The sequence below is a fragment of the Buttiauxella warmboldiae genome (genome assembly GCF_003818135.1).
Taxonomy (GTDB): Bacteria; Pseudomonadota; Gammaproteobacteria; order Enterobacterales; family Enterobacteriaceae; genus Buttiauxella; species Buttiauxella warmboldiae.
Window position 1 is genome coordinate 104,043 of sequence record NZ_RPOH01000021.1, and the last position, 19,023, is coordinate 123,065.

Below are 19,023 nucleotides of genomic sequence, written 5' to 3' on the forward strand. Positions count from 1 at the left end.
CATGAACAAAATCAAAACCGCCGTGGTGGGCGTGGGCATCTACGGCAGACACCATATTAATGCTTACTTAAATAACCCCGAAGTCGAACTGATTGCCGTCTGCGATTCTGATGCGGAACGCTGCGATAGTGTGGCAAATGAACTGAATTTGCCGGGTTACGCCAGCCTCCGGGCGCTGCTGGATGAGGAGGATGTAGACGTTATTTCCATCGCCACCTCCGATCCATACCATAAAGAACCCGCTTTACAGGCTATCGCGAAGGGTAAGCATGTGCTGATTGAGAAGCCGCTGGCGACCTCGGTTGCTGACTGCCGCGATATTATTGATGCTGCCGAACAGCACGGTGTGATCGTTGGCGTTGATTTTCACAAACGCTGGGACCCGGCAACGATCCGCGTACGCATGGCTACACACGAAGCCAGCGCCGGGAATATTATCCGGGGCTATATCAGCATGGATGATGTGATTGCCGTTCCCACCACATGGCTTGGCTGGTCGGCACAGAGTTCGCCGGTGTGGTTTCTTGGCTCTCACTGCTTCGATCTGGTGCGCTATATCAGCGGGCAGGAGGTGAAATCGGTTTACGCCGTCGGGCAGAAGCGCCTGCTGGCCACGCGGGGCATTGATACCTGGGACAGTGTGCAGAGCACCCTGCTGATGGAAGATGGCAGCTCATGGGTGGTGGAAAACGGCTGGGTACTGCCGGACGGCTTCCCGAAAGATAACGACGGGCGCATCGCGATAGTCTGCGACAACGCTTATATACGTTCCAACTCGCAGGATCGCGGGCTGGAGATCGTCACCCCGGAAGGGACGAAAACGCCGAACAGCTATTTTATTACCTATCGGGATAACGTCGCCAGCGGCTTTGGTATTGACCCGATTAACGACTTTATCAAAGCAGTAAAAAACGGAACGCCTTATACGGCAACAGCAAACGACGGATTACAGGCCAGTCGGATTTGCGAGGCAGTGCACAAGAGCCTGGAGAGCGGCAAGCCCGTCGCGTTGTGCTGATATTCAGGCTAATACATTACCCGTGGACCGTTTATCCTTACGGCTCGCGTCGCCAGTACAGCGTTTAAGCTGGTCACAGGTGAGATAACGGTCTGAAATTATTCACAGCCAGTATTCAATTTCATAAGGCCTGAGCGATAAAAAAACCTTACACCTGCGGTATTACCCGTTACCGCAGGTGCTTATGTTTATCCCTCTTCAACGGCTTTTGATTGTGCTGGCGCTGAGCTCGCTGCCGGCTCGGGCCATTACCACACCTGAAATCGCCACCTCGGCCCTGTCACCTGCATGCGTGAAATATCAGGTAGTCGGCGTCTGCTACTGGCTGTACTGCACTCCGTTTGGCTGCACGGTCCGCACTTCGGTGAAGGTTCGTCATTTCCGCCCGAATCTGGTGATATCGGCCTACAGCGTCACCGGGAAAAATCCATGGACGGAGATGTCGCCGCTCAGTCCACCGCTGCCCGGTATCGCCGAAGCGGGCGGTGACACCCATCCCCGCGCCGTTGGCCAGCACAGCAAAGTAAGATTTAAAAATGCTGATGCGATTGGTTTCCCTGCCGGTGATGCGCTGGCAAATTTCTTCTCGCAGTTCGGTTACATCTGCGCCCCGTCGTCACAACCTTTTATCCCATACTTTCTCAGCACTCTGGATTCGCTTGCCTGGCGTAGCGGCGTGCCGGAGATGTTTTATCCACAGGCATTAACACCGGGACTGCGTGAAGTGAGTAAAGATGGAGATATGTGGGGCAATATCTATCCGCGAAGTGGGGCGCTCAGCCAGACGCACGATTATAAGGCGGGCGCGGTAATCGCCCAACGCGCCGCCGATCTGGTAACCCGCAGCGGGCAATCTCATGTCTATCTGCCGTTGATCGCGTCCCCCCGTGACGGCTACTGGCCGCCGGGTCCGGTGATGGAAGGCGACAGCGGTAATCACCAGTGGCAAATGCTGGTTCCCAAAAAATCCGCCTCCTGCAACATCTTTCCGGATGGCTCCGTTACGGACACTTACGCCGACAAGCTGGCGGAAGATGGCGCATATGTCTGGACGCTGTGGCGGCCCTATAAATGCTGCCCGCGGCGCGGGCAGACCTTGCTTGGCAGCAGCGGAGGTTAATTATGCGCCCGATAGTGTGTCTTTTATTTGTCGCCTTTCTCGCCCCGGCAGCTGACAAATATCAATACAAGCAGCAGGGGGCGATCAGCGACTGGATGTATTACCGCATCGGTGGCGGCGCGGCCATCTCCCCACCACTAACCCGGCGCAGCACCTTTCCCCTGACGGTTGGTATTAGCTGGAACAGCGACATGATGTGCGGCAATTTCGATATCAATACTACGGTGCGCAACCAACTCAACGGCGTGACGGACGGCTTCCAGCAGCTGATGGGCAACGTTATCGAAAGTGCTACCGGCGCGGTCGCCAGCCTGCCCGCAATGGTGATCCAGCGGGCTAACCCTCAACTCTACGATCTGCTGACCAACGGTGTGCTTCAGGGCCGGCTCGACTTCGATAAGTCACTACTGAGCTGCCAGAAAATGGCAGAGAAAATGACCGATTACGCGCTCGGCCCGGCGTGGACGCAGAGTGCACAGGCAGAGAACTATCAGGGAATTGCCGCCAGCGAAAAAGACGCCGTTCGCGCCGAACAGCGCGCCGCTAAAGAAGCGGCAGAGAAGGGTAAGCGCTGGGTGGGCGGCCAACGCCGGGGCGGCAAGGGCCAGCCGCCTATCAAACTGGTACGTGATACTACGATTGCAGGCTACAACCTTCTCAATAACCGCAGCGCAACCAGTACAAATACCGTTTCCGCCAGCGACTGCCAGGGGGAATTATGCCAGGTCTGGAGTAAACCCGACGACGCGGCGAAATGGCTGACGCGGGTGGTGGGCGAGCAGACCATTAACGTCGCGCCGGATAACGATCGGTCCAGCAACCCGGACCAGCAAAGCGGCGCACAGTCCGGCGTTGGGCTGACACCGCTGATTCAGGAAGAGCAGGAAAAAATCCAGCCGCTGATTATCGATATGGTGAACCGCAGCCAGCCGGTTAATGACGATACGTTAGCGCAGGCCAGCGGTGGAGCATTACGCCTGACGCGCGGGGTGATTGAAGCCTTGCGCGATGAACCGGACTCGGCGGTACTGATCCAGCGGCTTTCCGGTGAACTGGCGCTCTCTCGCGTGATGGAGCAAGCTTTAATGGCCCGGCGCACGCTGCTGGCGGGGATGCGTGAACCCAATATTTCAGGCGAAAAAGAGGCGCAAATCGCGCTGACCCAGACCACCGCCCAGCTAGACCAGGAACTGTTTCAGCTCAAGCTGGAACTGGATATGCGCCAGGCACTGGCGGATAACGCCGCACTGACCATTCTGGAACGCCAGACGATGCGGGCTAAGACGAAAGGGCAGGCGGTCGGCGTGGAAGATGATACCGACAAGCGGGTGAACGATCTGAACAAAGCCCGCGGGGAAGCGTCGCCATGAAGCGGCTGATGCTCTCCGGCATGATGCTGCTGGTCTGCATGGCAGCGACTCTTTACCTGGCAGCAGGTAACACACCGCAGATTAACCGCAGCGATCTGCTGCCCTGGCGCATAATGTTGTACGCCGTGATCTGCGGAGTGGGCTGGCATTTGTATGACCGCTTCCCACCGTATCGCCCGGCGCTCTGTCGCATCACGCTGTGGTTTATTGTGCTGATTGCACTCAATGAGAGTGTACCGGAGGTATTCCGGTGACGGCCAACAGCTACCTGGAATACTTTCTGACGCTGCTCAGTTGGGTGGTCAATAACGGGCTGTGGAATGCGATCGGCGCCACTGGATTATTCGCCCTGCCGTTACTGATTAAGCTGTTGGCACTGTGGCTACAGGCCCGAAGTCAGGGGGCGGATGAAGGCAACAAAGCCGCGCTGTCGCTGATATGGACCGAGCACCTGATGTACACCTCGCTGCTGGTGATTATGTTCTCCTGTATGCCGATGCTGAACATCAATCTCGATACCATCAAATATGACACCACGCGCTCGAAGCAGTGCGGAATGTCAGTACCGCAACCCGCCGATACCGGCTATCAGCCGATTATTAACTCCCTGGGCGGCAAAACCGCCGCCGTTCCGGTCTGGTGGTACTTTATTCATGTGATCAGCAAAGGCATCACCGCTGCGACGGTCACTGCTCTCCCTTGCCAGCCTGACCTGAGGCAGATCCGCTTTGAGGTGCAGCACACTCGCATTAAGGATCCAGCGCTGGCACAGGAACTGCGGGATTTCGTTGAGGAGTGTTATGCCCCCTCCCGCGCCCGGCTAAAATCCCGCGCCGGGGAGCTGGACGATGATACCAGTGATGATACCGCCTGGTTGGGATCGTCATACTTTCTCAACACGGCTGGTTACTACGATACCGACCATGCGCTTTCTCCACGCAGCGCCTGGCCGTACAGCACATCGCGCGATGCCGGGCTGGCCGATACGGGAGCGGGCGGCTACCCCACCTGCAAACAGTGGTGGGCCGACGACACCGTTGGGCTGAAGGCCCGGCTACTGCAACTCCCGGCCCCGGATATCTGGACAGCATTCAAAAAAATCGGCCAGCCGCAGGTAGTATATGAAGAGGCCGTACTGCGCTCGCTGGTCAGTGAACGCAATATGCAGGTATCGCAGAACGGGCGTGTTTATCCCGGTTACGGCGGCAATGTCGATGGCACACTCACCAACGCCGCCACCCGTCTGGCATCCAGCGCCGGAAATATTCTCGGCAGCATAGCGGCGTTCCCGGCATTCGACAGCGTGCGACAGGCGCTACCGATGGTGCAGGCACTGCTGCAAATGGCGCTGGTGATCTGTATTCCGCTGATAACGCTCTGCTCGGCGTGGGATGTGAAGGCGGTGATTACGCTGACGTTTGTGCAGTTTGCCCTGTTTTTCCTCACCTTCTGGTGGGAACTGACACGGTGGCTCGATAGCTGGCTGCTGGATGTTCTCTACAACAGCGATACCCACAGTAGCTGGAATCTGGCCGGGATCCAGAATACGCAGGATGACGTGATTGTTAATCTGGTAATGGGATCGATGTTTCTGGTGCTGCCTACTTTCTGGCTGGGCGCGATGACGTGGGCTGGAGTGAGGGTTGGTATGGCGGTGAATGGGGCGCTGGCGGGTGGAGTTAAGGTGGCGCAGGATAGCGGGGGGAAGGCTGGGGGGATGATTGTGAAGTGATTAATCAACTTCACTTTCCTACACACATATAAAATGTAATGAAATGTCGCTTTTATTGAAAAAATGCATTCCCAATTTTTATGTATAACCCCACCAAACACTCGTGACATCTGATTTCCTAATGATTTTTTGCGCTATCTTTAACCATTTCTGTTTAATTTAAGATCAAAGCATTAACTAAGATTATGATCTATATGGATTAACATCGTTGAACATTGGTTGAATGTTGTTCATAATCCCTTCAAAAGGTCTGGGGATGGCCATGACCTCAGGGCGGTAGCGTGACCAAAGTTTATATCCATACCAACCAATTTTATTTAAAATATCAACTTATTCTAGTTATTCTATTTAGTTCAAAGAAGGTATCAACTTGATAGTTATAGATTTTTTTTGTGGCTGTGGCGGAGCTAGTGAAGGGCTACGTCAGGCTGGCTTTGATATCGAGCTTGGATTAGATATTGACCCACAAGCATCAGAAACGTTTAAAGCTAACTTCCCTGATGCAAAATTCATCCAAGATGATATTAGAAAAATAGAGCCTAAAGATATCTCTGAAATCATTGATATTCAAGCTAAACGGCCTTTGTTGCTGAGTGCATGTGCGCCATGTCAACCATTTTCGCAACAGAATAAAAATAAAACCAGTGATGACTCAAGAAGAAATCTACTAAATGAAACTCATCGTTTTATTAAAGAACTCCTTCCTGAATATATTATGCTTGAGAATGTTCCTGGAATGCAAAAAATTGATGAAGAAAAAGAAGGTCCATTCCAGGAGTTTATTAAACTACTTAAAGAATTAGAGTATAACTATATATCTTTTATAGCCAATTCTGAGAATTATGGGATCCCCCAGAGAAGAAAAAGGCTCGTACTCTTAGCCAGCCGAGTAGGTGAAGTTACTCCACCTGAAATAACTCATGGTAAAAATAAAATTCCATTCAAAACTGTACGGGATTATATCCAAGACTTCAAAAAATTATGTTCAGGAGAAACTGATCCCAAAGATCCTTTACATAGAGCAGGAACACTAACCCCTCTTAACCTAAAAAGAATTATGCACACTCCAGAGGGGGGGGATAGAAGAAACTGGCCAGAAGAGTTAGTAAATAAATGCCATAAAAATTATGATGGCCATACAGACACTTATGGAAGAATGAGTTGGGATAGGCCTGCGCCTACACTTACGACGAAATGTAATAGTTACTCCAATGGTCGTTTTGGGCATCCGGATCCCAATCAACATAGAGCAATCAGCATAAGAGAAGCATCAAGATTACAAACATTTCCTTTAAGTTATGTTTTTAAAGGTTCGCTGAACTCAATGGCAAAACAAATCGGCAACGCTGTACCTTGCGAGCTTGCTAGACTATTTGGGCTACATCTCATAGAAAATTGTACTAATAAGGATTCATAGATATATGGCTAAAATAAAAACAAAAGCCCGAGCTTTGGACATGCTTGGCAGACAACAAATTGCTGGTATACCTACTGCCTTAAGTGAGTTATTTAAAAATGCTCACGATGCTTATGCTGATAATGTTGAAGTTGATTTTTTCAGGAAAGAAAATCTTCTTATCCTGAGAGATGATGGTTTAGGCATGACAGCTGATGAATTTGAAGAGAGATGGTTAACAATTGGTACCTCTAGCAAATTAATTGACGAAGATGCCATCGATAAACCTGTGATAGACAGAAATAAAACTTTCCGCCCTATCATGGGAGAGAAAGGTATAGGTCGTTTATCTATTGCAGCAATTGGGCCACAGGTGCTAGTTCTTACTAGAGCCAAAAGGAACGATGATCTAAAACCTCTAGTTGCTGCATTTGTTAACTGGAGTCTATTTACAATTCCTTCACTTGATCTTGATGACATAGATATACCAATCAGAACTATTAATAATGGTGAGTTTCTAAGTAAATCAATTCTTGATGAAATGCTTACACAAGCAAGAAAAAACGTAGATTCATTATCACACAAAATATCAAAAACAAAAATATCTCAAATAAACACACAATTATCACTTTTCGACTTTGACCCTATTATATGGGAAAGAAAATTGGGCGGTTTAAAGCTCTCTGAAAACGGGCATGGAACTCACTTCATTATCAAACCCACTGATGAGATATTAATTGATGATATCTCACCAAACGAAAGTAGTAGAATGACAGAACAGTCTTCTCGATTAGAAAAAGCTTTACTAGGTTTCACTAACACAATGTATAGTGATTCAAACCCTCCAATTATAGCTCGCTTTAGAGATTATTTAGAGGATGGTGAATGTATTGATAGAATTAGTGAATCCATTTTTTCACACCACAAGAATTCAATATTGCAGATCATCATATTGAGGGATATTTTAACGAATTTGGTCAATTCAGTGGCAGTGTCTCTGTTTATGGAGAAAAACCGATCCAGCATGTTATCACATGGAAAAGCAATAACCAACTTACTCAATGTGGACCATTTAAAATAAAATTAGCATATATTCATGGCCGATTACGTGACTCACGCTTACCCGCTGAATTATGGACTCCATTGAAAGAGAAAACTGATCGATATGGTGGTCTATATATTTATAGAGATGGGCTAAGAATTTTACCATATGGAGACTCAAATACAGATTTTCTAAAAATAGAACAGCGAAGATCAATGTCAGCCTCAGAATACTTTTTCTCATATCGACGCCTGTTTGGAGCAATAGAATTAACAAAAGAAAACAATGCTTCGTTAGTCGAAAAGGCTGGGCGAGAAGGATTCATTGAAAATAAGCCATATAAGCAGTTTAAAGAAATGCTTGAAAATTTCTTTATCGAAATAGCAAGAGACTTCTTTAGAGATGATGGAGACATGTCTGAATTATTTGTTGAGACAAAGCAGCGTAGAAATGAAGAACATGATCTGTTGTCTAAAAGATCCAAACAAACTAAAGCTAAAAAAGACAGATTAAAGAAAGATCTGTATGATTTTTTTGATAAGTTGGATAACGATCACTGGAATATTGAAATAAATAAACTAATAAATAAAAATGAAGAATATTTTTCCAGTACAGAAATAACAGATGCAAACATAGATTATGTATATAATAAAATTAAAGAACAAAATGATACTGTCATAAAGAATCTACGTACTTCTTTAGATATAAGGAAACCGTCTGGAGTTGGATTAACAAAAGAGTTATCTAACTTATGGGATAGATATCAAATAGAAAGACAAAAAATATTGTCATTATTAAATGAACTAAAAGATAACGTTGATAGAAAGCTTATAGAATTAGATAATAAAAATAATGATTTTCTCAACTTACGTAAGAGACTTGAGGATTCTTTGAATCTACAACAAAGTTACTACGACAAAGAACTAGCTAAACTATATAATGATGCAAAAAATGCTTTGAAAGACGTTCAATCTAAAACAAATAAGCTAATCTCTGATAATAAGAAAAAACATAAAAGTGGGCTAAAAAATATTTCTTATGAGTTCCAATCAACTAATCTCAATGGCAAAGATACTGCGTATATATTGGATGTCAAAAGAAATCTAGAAAGTAAAATTGAGAATACTTCTAATGAGGTCATTAATGAAATAAAAAAACTAACTGACCAAATTGCTATAATTAGCGATAGTACTACTCCAGAAAATTTATCATCAGCTCAAGTAACCGAAGCAATCGAAACTGAACTTGAACATTTACGAGACCAACAAGCAAATAACGCTGAGTTAATACTACTTGGCATGGCTCTTTCCGTAGTACATCATGAATTTAATGGTAATATAAGAGCAATTAGAAGCGCGCTTAGAGAATTGAAAGCATGGGCAGATAGAAGCCCTAAGCTTGATATTATCTATCAGAAAATCAGAACTAGTTTTGATCATCTGGATGGTTATTTAAAAACCTTTACACCATTAACAAGGCGCTTAAGTCGATCTAAAACGAATATAACTGGAACTGCTATTTTAGAGTTTATCAGAGATGTATTCGATGATCGTTTTGAGAAAGAAGGAATTGAGCTTTTCACTACCTCTAAATTTGTTAGTCAAGAAATTGTAACTTACACATCAACTATTTATCCTGTCTTTATAAATCTAATTGATAATGCAATATACTGGCTTGGAAAAACAACTGGAGAAAAAAGACTTATACTTGATGCTACTAACACAGGCTTTATTATTGGTGATACTGGCCCTGGGGTTTCAACCAGAGATCGAGATATAATATTTGATATGGGATTTACAAGAAAAACAGGAGGTCGTGGAATGGGATTGTTCATTTCGAAAGAATGTTTATCCCGAGATGGGTTTAGTATAATATTGGATGATTATACACCGGATCAAGGTGCCTTCTTTATTATTGAACCATCAGAAGAAACAAGTGAATAACGGGTATAAATAAATGACAAGCTCTACTGATTTTCATAAACTTTCTGAAGACTGCGTTCGCCGTTTTTTACATTCTGTAGTTGCTGTAGATGACAATATGTCTTTTGGAGCAGGTAGCGATACTTTCCCTACAGATGAAGATATTGATGCTTTAATTGATCCCGACGATGAACCTATACAGACAATAACACCATTAGCATTCCAAGGGGTAGAATCAACTAAATCAAAAGCAAAGATAAAAAACCATCCTTTTGATTACCAGGCTCTAGCAGAAGCTTTCGCCAAAGATGGTATTGCTTGTTGTGGATTATTAGCTAAGAGCTTTAATGTTGAAGAAAGAGATATAATTACAGCATCATCCCGCAAAGCAGATATAACAATACTTGACTGGGATATGCAAAGCGATAGTGGGCAATTTGCTATTGAAATAATAAAGTCGATTATCGTGTCAGATATAAACTCTGGTGGACGATTACGTCTTCTTTCAATTTATACCGGTGAACATGTTACTGCGGTTATAACTAAGCTGAACAATGAGTTAAAGAAAACATATTGTAGCGTAATAAAAAATGATGATAGTATTTTTATTGAAGATAACTATGCACTCGAACAATGGTGTATAGTTGTTATTAGTAAAGACGTTTTTGAAAAAGACCTTCCAGATGTGTTAATAAGAAAATTCACTAATCTTACAGCTGGATTGTTATCCAACGCCGCACTTTCGTGCATTTCTGAAATAAGAGAAAAAACCCATGGGATATTAACAAAGTATAATAATAAATTAGACACTGCATACGTCTCCCATATTTTAAATTTAATGAACTCCAGAGAATCAAGGCCATATGCTTATGAGAACGCTCATGATTATGCGGTAGATTTAATTTCTGAAGAAATAAGATCAACATTACAAATAAGTGAAAATCTGAAGAAATCTTTAAGCAAAGATTCCTTATCCCACTGGCCTATTTTTCACTATACAAAAAATGGTCGCAAGAATTTTCTATTAACCGGAAAAAAACAAAAAGGCTTATCGGTAGAACATCTAAGTAATATACTCTCTGCTGATTCTTTAGAAGAAATTCAACATGCTATTGAACGCGCGCCTTTAGGTAAAAAGGAATACTTAAGCCAAGATGGGGAAGAAGATAAAAAATTAATGCAATTATGTTCCCTCGAAATTACTCGTAGGAATTTAAGATATCATTCTAATATAGATAATGTTTCCTTAAAACAAGGAACTTTACTTTTAGATAATGATAATATGGTGTATTTATGTATTCAACCATTATGTGATAGTGTTAGGTTACATGAAAAAGCTAATTTTTTATTTATTAAAGGTACTATCGACGAAGATAACTATAATTTACTAATTGAGAATGCCAATGGCGGTTTCTTCAAGATAAAAATGCCAGCAAAAGCCTCTAATATAGTTTCATTTACTTTCCTTGTTGAACATGGGAAAGGAGTAATAATCGGAAGAAAAAATGATCCTGAACACCTTGGACAAATATCATTTTATTCATTACCAATTACAGATACATCACCCTCTAAAGTATTAAAATGGATTGGGGAAATAAAAACGACCCATGCACAAAAAATAACAACAGATATCGTTGGAAACCTTTCAAGAATTGGTCTGGATCAACATGAATGGCTACGAGTGAAATCAAAAGACATATAAATTAAACTCATGCCGTTAATTTAGTTGAAATTGACGGCATTTCTTTGATTGTCAAATAAGTTATATGTAATATAATATTTCTAATAAAACATGGAATGTATTTTTATTAATATTGTGATTGCTTAATTTTAACGGATTAGGTTTGCAACTCCATGAGTATTAACTCCCAATAGAGCCTGTACACCATTCTGTGTAAATGCCTCTTCTCAGTAGTGGCCGTCCAGGCGGTCACCGAACTCAATAATAAAGTGGCTCATTGCCATACGCCAGTCCCTCAGTGGCATCGTCCATTTCTGTGAGGCTGCCTGGATCGCCAGCCACACGACCTTTCTCACTGAGTCATCCGTCGGGAACACCTTCCGTTTTTTGATGGCATGCCGGATCACGCTGTTCAGGGATTCTATGGCATTCGTCGTGTAGATGGCTTTGCGGATGTCTACCGGGTAGGCAAAGAACGTCGCCAGGTTGACCCAGTTGGCCTCCCAGCTGCGGCTTATCTGCGGATACCGCCCGTCCCAGGCACTGGAGAACGCTGCCAGCGCCTGCAGGCCTGCTTCTTCTGTGGGCGCCTGATAGATGGCCTTCAGGTCGCGGGTGACAGCCTTGTAGTCCTTCCAGGAGACGAACCGCAGGCTGTTACGTACCATGTGCACGATGCACAGCTGGATACGCGCCTGTGGATACACCGCATTGATGGCATCAGGGAAGCCTTTCAGCCCGTCAACGCAGGCGATAAGAATATCGTTCAGGCCACGATTTTTCAGCTCAGTGAGCACGTTCAGCCAGAATTTTGCCCCTTCATTTTCGGCCAGCCACATACCCAACAGCTCTTTCTGCCCTTCGATATTGATACCCAGGGCCAGGAACACGGATTTGTTGATAATCCGGTTGTCCTGCCGGACTTTCAGAACAATACAGTCAAGATAAACAATGGGATAGAGAGTGTCCAGCGGCCTGTTTTGCCACTCCACGACCTGTTCCATCACGGCATCTGTCACTTTCGATATCAGGGCCGGTGACACATCGGCGTCGTAGAGTTCTTTGAACGCGGCAGTGATTTCGCGGGTGGTCATGCCTTTTGCGTACAGCGACAGGATTTGGTTATCCATCCCGGTAATACGGGTCTGGTTTTTCTTCACCAGCACTGGTTCAAAGGAGCCGTCACGATCGCGGGGAGTACGCAGTTCCAGAGGGCCATCACCGGTGATAACCGTCTTTGTCGAATGGCCGTTACGGGTATTGTTTCCTGTTTTAGGGTGATTTTTCTCATACCCGAGATGATGAATCATTTCGGCATTAAGAGCGGCTTCAACGCTGATTTTTTTCAGCATGCGATCGAACTGGTTGAGATCTTCAGGGGTTTTGAGATTTTTGGCCAGTTCGTTAGCCAGAGCCTGCAACTGTTTTTCGTCCATAAATTAACCTGCTTTTTGATGTTGGATTGAACATATCAAAATCAGGCAATTACACAAATTTATGTACAGGCTCTCCCAATAAAATATGCTCATTCGTTAATCCATTACTCTATTTACCAAAATAACGGTACCTCAATATATCATCGCAATAAAGTACTCGTTCTAATTCAAGTACTGAAAAATTCATTAGTTCCACCCCACGTTTACTACAAATCGAATCAAGCTTATCATATAGGGTTGCATCAATAGGTGCCGATGTCATCACCCCAAATCCCTGAGCATCGTAACGCTCCAGCATATCCCCAACATCAACTAACTTTGTAGCCGATAATGATTTCGAGTTTGTTATCAATTTACATTGAAAAATCCATTTACGAGGCAATACACCTGCGCTTTTCGGAATATCATACACTTCAATGTCTCGCCCTCCATCCCGAGAGCGAGATTTACCATATTTTCTTATAGTATCAGCATTAAATCTAGGGTGATTAAAAATAATATCATAACAAAGCTGCTCAAATTCCTCATCCGAAAGACAGCCCCATTTATAAGCAATACTATCCGGGAGATCAATGTTTTTAGAGAGAGTTGATAATATGTTTTTAAACTTATCACGGACATTTTTTATTGTCTCTATCGAAAGTATTTCGGTGTCATATAAAACATGCCAAAATTTTCCATCATGTACAGAAACCATTGTTCCATCATGATCTATCATACACTTACTAATATTCTTAGTTGGCATATAAGTATTATCAAAAGTGAGGTGCTTCTTACCTGATATATGTCCATCAGACCAATCGAATTCATCTGGAGGCCAACACTCTTCATCTTCATCATCACCAACAAACATTGTAAGACTGCTACAAAACCTTGAATTAAGATATTGTTTCATAGGGAAATATGCAACTAGGCCATCCGCCAATACATAAGATGTATCATTTGCTACTAGTATTTCTGCTGGTAATAATTTTTCAGTACGGTACTTTTGACCAGTGACTTCAAAGAAGTAATTAAGATTTAAATTTCCGGGAATTAACCAACCTCTACTTGACATATAGCAGTCATTATCCAATCTGTTACTGAAGAAACTCCGCCAATAGCCTAACTTCCTCTCAGGGTGTTTTTTTACCTCATCAAAATATAGCTCAGGTGACTCCGATAGCATTTCGCAATAAGCACCTTCGATTAAATTCGCATAATAATCATCAGCAATTTCTGGTAATCGAATAGAATAACTGTCCAATTCAAGTTCAAAATTCAAGACCTTATCACGTACAGATTGGTAAAAATCATAATTACCATCATCACCTCGACAATATAAAATAACACATTCTTCGATGGCAATTTTTATACTAATGGTTGGTTGGTAAAGCATTAAACATAAGCGAGTTTTATGCACTTCAGAGATATAATCATAGACCACGTTTGCAGCCTTAGCCTCTGATGCCAATCTTTCACCAACCCATAATGCTTCTAAATAATCATCACTAATATCCATATAGGAATTTGTGACACCAATACTTTCTAGTGGAATGTATACCTTTAGAACATCCTCTTTCTCTATATCCAGATCAAAAATGTCCTCAACTTCCATTTTGCCAAGATCAAGCTCTAGCATTTCAAAATAACCCTAATCAATTCTTAAAAGACTCTTAAAATAGAGCCGCAACCAAAACCTTTAGTTTTAGCCTCTCCCGACGTGGTTCACCTTTTCATTAGCTCTGCAACTTTCAGAGTTATAAACGTAACACGTGATTTCCCTATCATCAACGTGACGGCCAGCAATTGCCTCTTCCTCATGACACATTGCTACGGCCCACTGAACAATACGTCGGCTGGCATCGTAAGCAGATCTTCAAAACCTGAGACCGTAAGCTTCATAGGTATCATCAATTGCCCAATATGCTTTATCCCCTCCGGAGGATAAATTGCCTTTAACCCCTATAGCTGATAACCCCTGCGCACCAAAGTGGATTCCAGAATAACGACTCCCAAACTCTCTCATTGAAGAGCCTGACTCTTGATTATTATTGATACCGTATTAATCTGTGCGAAGTTCAACCCGCAACCGGAGCCTTCAGGTTGCCACCTTCCCGGTGAGGCTCGCCTTTTCGTCCGCTCTGTATCATCCTCGCGGACAGCGCTTAGCGCCTGATACATCCTCTACCCCACCATGCAGGGAATCCCTCCCTGTCGGGCGGTGTTTCTCTGCTTTCATCACTGGAGAAATACTATGCCAACTTCATCCATCACTGAAGCAACATCCTTATCATTGTCTATCTCATCTGAGGCCTGGGAAAAGGTAGTTAGTTTTCCACCCGTTCCCTCTCAGGAAGACGACGGCCTCGAAAACCTGATTGTCGCGACCATTCTGACATTCAAAAGCGCAGGCCTGGACCGTAAGAGTATTAATTTCGGTCTGTACTGTTTTCCCGCCGACGGCAGTAGCAATGTACCGCTGATGACGCCGCTGCACTTAACCCTTGAAGATGATCACTTGTTGGTTACTGCCCTTCACACCAGCTGATTACCTCAGCATCCTCTACTCCCATGCCGGGCGACTCCCGACCGGGAGCGCTGTACCCGGCTTCTTTATCATGAGGTTACGCTTATGAACAGAAGCAACGATCTTTACCAGAAAGTCACCGATGAAATTATCGCCGCGCTGGAGAAAGGCGTGATCCCCTGGGTTCGCCCGTGGCGGGAAGGGGAACCGGTGGTGCCGATGAATGCCTTATCCGGGCGGTTGTATCACGGTATCAATATTCCTCTGCTCTGGAACAGCGCTGAGCGACAGGGATATGAAAGCGATCGCTGGCTGACCTTCACTCAGATTCGCAATGCAGGCGGTAACGTTCGTAAAGGCGAAAAATCTACACTGGCCGTGTTCTATCTTCCCCAGCAACGCGAGGTTGTGGACAGTAACGGGAACACGGTTCTTGATGCTGACGGCAATCCTAAAGTGACGTCTTACGCTGTGGTACGCGAGTTCCGGTTGTTCAATCTTCAACAATGCGAAGGACTGCCGGAAGCCTTCTCGCAACCTGTCGTGATGGTCAATGATCCCATTGCCGCTGCTGAGCTGGTTGCCCGGCAAAGCGCAGTGACGATCACTCACCGACGCCAGAACCGGGCATATTACTCGCCGGGGCGCGACTGCATCATCATGCCGCATCCTGAGCAGTTCACGTCGCGTGAAGATTATTACGGCACGCTATTGCATGAGCTGACGCACGCCACTGGGCACGCTTCACGGCTGAGTCGGGACGGCATCACCGCCGGAAACCATACCTTTGGCGATCCGACGTATAGTTTCGAAGAACTCGTTGCCGAAATGGGCTCTGCCTTCCTGTGCGCTCATGTCGGCATTCAGGCGAAGCTACAGCATGACAGCTACATCGCATCGTGGCTGAAGGTGTTGCAGCAGGACAAAAAAGCGATTTTCCGTGCCAGCGGATTAGCGCGTAATGCCTGCGAATACCTGCTTGAACAGGCGCAGCAGCCGTTAGCGCTGAGCGCATAACTAAATCTTGCCGACAGTATGCTTATTCTATCTGTCGGCATTCTACTGGTTGTTAAATGCTAACATCTCAATCCCGTTTTATTGATAACGATAGCGAGACCTTCAGTGAGAACACGCCCTTCATCACGATTACTGATTATTGCTCCTTTAAATCGGATCCTGCTTTTCCGGTTCACTCACAATTCTGACGCACTGGCTGGCAGATCTTACTGGGCCACACCCGGGGGTGGCGTCCAAGATGGTGAATCCTTTGAACAAGCAGCGATAAGAGAACTTCGTGAGGAAACAGGAATTATACGCCAGGATATCGGCACCTCTGTCGCAGAACGTACATTTCAGATGCTGTTACCCAGCGGCGAAACAGTTCTGGCTCAGGAACGTTTTTTTATTGTGCATATTAACGATGAAGAGATCAGCACCGAAGCCTGGAGCGATCATGAACGGCTCGTCATCAATGACTATCACTGGTGGACGCCTGACGATCTGGAAAAAACAACTGGCGTTATTTTTCCTGAAAATATATCCGCGATCCTCTCCGAGTCTGAAAAGACCCACCGCTAACTGATATTCACCAAAAGGTACCTGAACTACATACAAAATAATTTGCGCGCCCCAATAAACAATTTCCCCCCGAACCTGATGGCACCAAAAGGCAAAATCCCAAAGGTTAAGGGGAAGAGAGGGAAGGGGTAACGGGCTTACCCGAAAAAGGGTTTCCCTTCGTCTTTTGTGTTGCAGATGCGTTGGCTTTCCTGCAACACAAAATCCATTGGGTATAAAGGGCCATTATGCGGATATGGCTGACGCGCAAACAACCAGACACCACACCATCCACTGACGAGACAAACGCCACGGAGGGTTGGCTGCAACCTGAATCTGCTGAAATCCTGCTGGCGAAGCCATTCCGCCAGCAGCTTATCCAGTTTATCCGTCAGAGCACCGCGCTCCCCGCCTCATTGGGTAATGCCTCTAATTAGTTGAATTGATGTATGATATCCGTTTTTGAGGTTATCTCATGGCCAGCGTTACTGTTCATTGTCCCCGCTGTCAGTCTGCTCAGGTTTACCGCCATGGTCAGAACCCTAAAGGTCGTGACAGATTTCGCTGCCATGACTGCCACCGCGTGTTTCTGCTCACTTATACCTATGAAGCCCGTAAGCCGGGTGTAAAAGAGCAAATCACAGAAATGGCCTTCAACGGTGCCGGCGTCCGGGTTACTGCAAGGACGCTGAAAATCGGCATTAATATCGTCATTCGCACTTTGAAAAACTCGCGCCGAAGCGAATAACATCATCTCCGGTTGCCCATACAGATATAGCTCTTATCTGTGAACTTGATGAGTAATGGGGCTTTGTCGGCAGTAAAGCCTGCCAGCACTGGCTCTGGTATGCATACAACACCAAAACAGGGGGGGGCGTTCTGGCCTATACGTTCGGACTGCGCACGGATAACACCTGCCGCGAACTGCTGGCTCTGCTCACACCGTTTAATATTGGCATGATAACCCGCGATAACTGGGGGAGTTACAGCAGGGAAGTGCCGAGGGATAAACATCTGACAGGCAAAATCTTCACTCAACGCACTGAGCGCAACAACCTGACGCTGAGAACCCGAATCAAGCGTCTGGCCCGCCGGACCATCTGCTTCTCACGCTCTGTTGAGCTACATGAAAAAGTCATCGGGGCCTTCATTGAAAAATACATGTTCTACTAATTGGAATCACCACCGGCAAAAGCATGATCCTCATCGTGCTCAAAATCAAGCATCTTCAATGATCACGGGTATATATCAAATGAAATTTTATAATCAAATAATAGGCATTCAATTTACATAGTGACTATGTGGTAATTTCATTATTAAAAATGCAATGTTCATCACAATAAGAATGAATAGCTGCGCCTAATACCACTACATTTTTTCAGCCCATGTTTGCCTCCTGGGAACGGACTGACGGTTTCCATAAAGTGGTAAACTTTTCTCAACAGCTGCCGCATCGTCCGGCACTAGTGAGGTGTCCATATAAGCTATTTAGCGATTCAGTGAAACGGAGTAAATATAGTCAAAGCCTTTGAGTGTACTGTAGAGCAAAAAAATGTCCGACTTGTTATTCACATTCAATCGCAACCTGACCTCCACCCTTTTTTTCTTATTATCCATGATATTGATATTATCAATCTCATAACCTTTCAGGTTTAAATCGGTCAATAAGGTTTCTATCGCGTCACTATTCATGACCAGCACACTGGCATCTATCCCTTGATAACGAGATAACCGGTTGCTCAGTCGCGTAATGACATGGCTGAATTTTATCATCGTAAGGATCAATACCGTCGTCACCGACGCGTATAAATAAAACCCCGCGCCACAGGCGATACCTATCCCCGCAGCAGACCAAATGATGGCGGCCGTTGTTAGCCCAGAAATCACTTGGTTAGACCTTAGCAAGATAACACCTGCCCCTAGAAACCCTACACCACTGATCACCTGTGCCGCAAGGCGCATCGGGTCGGTGCGAATATTGTCAGACGAGCCCGCATAATACAAGGCAGATTGGATGGAAATCAGCGTCAACAGGCAACTGGATACTGAAATAATAACACAGGTTTTGAAACCGACTGGCTTGTGTTTAGATTCACGTTCAAGGCCAATCAAGCCACATAAAAAACAGGCCAGAAATAATCTGGCCAACCCGGAAACTGAATTTAAACCATCATCAAAATAGGAGAGTAGTAGTGACATGACACCCTCATTTCAAAGAAAAATTGCAACCTGTAAATTTT

At 45.2% G+C, this 19,023-nt stretch carries 15 protein-coding genes and 4 pseudogenes; 15 read left to right on the plus strand and 4 right to left on the minus strand.

Annotation, left to right across the window (positions count from 1 at the left end; all coding sequences use genetic code 11):
• The first annotated feature begins 1 nt into the window (after position 1).
• From EHN07_RS06605 to EHN07_RS06640, 9 genes are all read left to right on the plus strand, one after another.
• A complete protein-coding gene (locus EHN07_RS06605; RefSeq protein WP_124023384.1) occupies positions 2-1,018 on the plus strand; it encodes a Gfo/Idh/MocA family protein in 1,017 nt (338 codons plus the stop codon).
• A gap of 184 nt (positions 1,019-1,202) precedes the next feature.
• Positions 1,203-2,138, plus strand: a complete 936-nt coding sequence (locus tag EHN07_RS06610) for a TIGR03756 family integrating conjugative element protein (protein ID WP_124023385.1) — start codon at positions 1,203-1,205, stop codon at positions 2,136-2,138.
• Positions 2,139-2,140: 2 nt separating this feature from the next.
• Positions 2,141-3,508, plus strand: a complete 1,368-nt coding sequence (locus EHN07_RS06615; protein WP_124023386.1) for an integrating conjugative element protein — start codon at positions 2,141-2,143, stop codon at positions 3,506-3,508.
• A complete protein-coding gene (locus EHN07_RS06620; RefSeq protein ID WP_124023387.1) occupies positions 3,505-3,762 on the plus strand; it encodes a hypothetical protein in 258 nt (85 codons plus the stop codon). Before EHN07_RS06615 ends, EHN07_RS06620 begins: the two co-directional genes overlap by 4 nt.
• On the plus strand, positions 3,759-5,240 hold the full coding sequence (locus EHN07_RS06625; protein ID WP_124023388.1) for a conjugal transfer protein TraG N-terminal domain-containing protein: 1,482 nt from the start codon (positions 3,759-3,761) through the stop codon (positions 5,238-5,240). The genes EHN07_RS06620 and EHN07_RS06625 overlap by 4 nt, the downstream gene beginning before the upstream one ends.
• A 370-nt stretch (positions 5,241-5,610) precedes the next feature.
• Positions 5,611-6,657, plus strand: a complete 1,047-nt coding sequence (locus EHN07_RS06630) for a DNA cytosine methyltransferase (protein WP_124023389.1) — start codon at positions 5,611-5,613, stop codon at positions 6,655-6,657.
• Positions 6,658-6,661: 4 nt separating this feature from the next.
• A complete protein-coding gene (locus tag EHN07_RS20635; protein WP_244202370.1) occupies positions 6,662-7,717 on the plus strand; it encodes an ATP-binding protein in 1,056 nt (351 codons plus the stop codon).
• A 62-nt stretch (positions 7,718-7,779) separates the two neighbouring features.
• Positions 7,780-9,621, plus strand: a complete 1,842-nt coding sequence (locus tag EHN07_RS20640) for an ATP-binding protein (RefSeq protein WP_244202371.1) — start codon at positions 7,780-7,782, stop codon at positions 9,619-9,621.
• Positions 9,622-9,634: 13 nt separating this feature from the next.
• On the plus strand, positions 9,635-11,302 hold the full coding sequence (locus EHN07_RS06640; protein ID WP_208646983.1) for a response regulator receiver domain: 1,668 nt from the start codon (positions 9,635-9,637) through the stop codon (positions 11,300-11,302).
• A gap of 206 nt (positions 11,303-11,508) precedes the next feature.
• Here the strand turns inward: EHN07_RS06640 and EHN07_RS06645 are convergent, their stop codons facing one another.
• Positions 11,509-12,717 carry an IS256 family transposase gene (locus EHN07_RS06645; RefSeq protein ID WP_124023390.1) on the minus strand — a complete coding sequence of 403 codons (1,209 nt, stop codon included), beginning with the start codon at positions 12,715-12,717 and terminating at the stop codon, positions 11,509-11,511.
• Positions 12,718-12,826: 109 nt separating this feature from the next.
• Positions 12,827-14,338 carry a hypothetical protein gene (locus EHN07_RS06650; protein ID WP_124023391.1) on the minus strand — a complete coding sequence of 504 codons (1,512 nt, stop codon included), beginning with the start codon at positions 14,336-14,338 and terminating at the stop codon, positions 12,827-12,829.
• Between the two features lie 143 nt (positions 14,339-14,481).
• On the opposite strand from EHN07_RS06650, the pseudogene EHN07_RS20805 reads away from it, so the two are divergent.
• The 6 genes and pseudogenes from EHN07_RS20805 to EHN07_RS06680 form a co-directional block, all read left to right on the plus strand.
• Positions 14,482-14,586, plus strand: a pseudogene (locus EHN07_RS20805) (phosphorothioated DNA-binding restriction endonuclease); the annotation flags it as partial.
• Between the two features lie 367 nt (positions 14,587-14,953).
• Complete coding sequence (locus EHN07_RS06660; RefSeq protein ID WP_124023392.1) at positions 14,954-15,247, plus strand: hypothetical protein; 294 nt, start codon at positions 14,954-14,956, stop codon at positions 15,245-15,247.
• Between the two features lie 84 nt (positions 15,248-15,331).
• The gene (locus tag EHN07_RS06665) at positions 15,332-16,243 is read left to right on the plus strand and encodes an ArdC family protein (RefSeq protein ID WP_124023393.1); all 912 of its coding nucleotides are present in this window, start codon (positions 15,332-15,334) and stop codon (positions 16,241-16,243) included.
• 105 nt (positions 16,244-16,348) lie between these two features.
• On the plus strand, positions 16,349-16,804 hold the full coding sequence (locus EHN07_RS06670) for an NUDIX hydrolase (protein ID WP_124023394.1): 456 nt from the start codon (positions 16,349-16,351) through the stop codon (positions 16,802-16,804).
• Between the two features lie 227 nt (positions 16,805-17,031).
• A pseudogene (locus EHN07_RS06675) lies at positions 17,032-17,202 on the plus strand (MobH family relaxase); the annotation flags it as partial.
• 56 nt (positions 17,203-17,258) lie between these two features.
• Positions 17,259-17,956 (plus strand): annotated as a pseudogene (locus EHN07_RS06680) (IS1 family transposase).
• A 161-nt stretch (positions 17,957-18,117) separates the two neighbouring features.
• Here EHN07_RS06680 and EHN07_RS06685 read toward each other — a convergent pair.
• Positions 18,118-18,246: pseudogene (locus EHN07_RS06685) on the minus strand (hypothetical protein); the annotation flags it as partial.
• Positions 18,247-18,271: 25 nt separating this feature from the next.
• A complete protein-coding gene (locus EHN07_RS06690) occupies positions 18,272-18,982 on the minus strand; it encodes an MgtC/SapB family protein (protein ID WP_124023395.1) in 711 nt (236 codons plus the stop codon).
• Positions 18,983-19,023 lie beyond the last annotated feature (41 nt).

Bases quoted from the DNA above. Each gene is read 5' to 3' on its own strand.
- EHN07_RS06620 (WP_124023387.1), top strand. From the start codon at position 3,505: ATGAAGCGGCTGATGCTCTCCGGCATGATGCTGCTGGTCTGCATGGCA.
- EHN07_RS06645 (WP_124023390.1), bottom strand. From the start codon at position 12,717: ATGGACGAAAAACAGTTGCAGGCTCTGGCTAACGAACTGGCCAAAAAT.
- EHN07_RS06665 (WP_124023393.1), top strand. From the start codon at position 15,332: ATGAACAGAAGCAACGATCTTTACCAGAAAGTCACCGATGAAATTATC.
- EHN07_RS06640 (WP_208646983.1), top strand. From the start codon at position 9,635: ATGACAAGCTCTACTGATTTTCATAAACTTTCTGAAGACTGCGTTCGC.
- EHN07_RS06610 (WP_124023385.1), top strand. From the start codon at position 1,203: ATGTTTATCCCTCTTCAACGGCTTTTGATTGTGCTGGCGCTGAGCTCG.
- EHN07_RS06605 (WP_124023384.1), top strand. From the start codon at position 2: ATGAACAAAATCAAAACCGCCGTGGTGGGCGTGGGCATCTACGGCAGA.
- EHN07_RS06690 (WP_124023395.1), bottom strand. From the start codon at position 18,982: ATGTCACTACTACTCTCCTATTTTGATGATGGTTTAAATTCAGTTTCC.
- EHN07_RS06660 (WP_124023392.1), top strand. From the start codon at position 14,954: ATGCCAACTTCATCCATCACTGAAGCAACATCCTTATCATTGTCTATC.
- EHN07_RS06650 (WP_124023391.1), bottom strand. From the start codon at position 14,338: ATGCTAGAGCTTGATCTTGGCAAAATGGAAGTTGAGGACATTTTTGAT.
- EHN07_RS06615 (WP_124023386.1), top strand. From the start codon at position 2,141: ATGCGCCCGATAGTGTGTCTTTTATTTGTCGCCTTTCTCGCCCCGGCA.
- EHN07_RS20635 (WP_244202370.1), top strand. From the start codon at position 6,662: ATGGCTAAAATAAAAACAAAAGCCCGAGCTTTGGACATGCTTGGCAGA.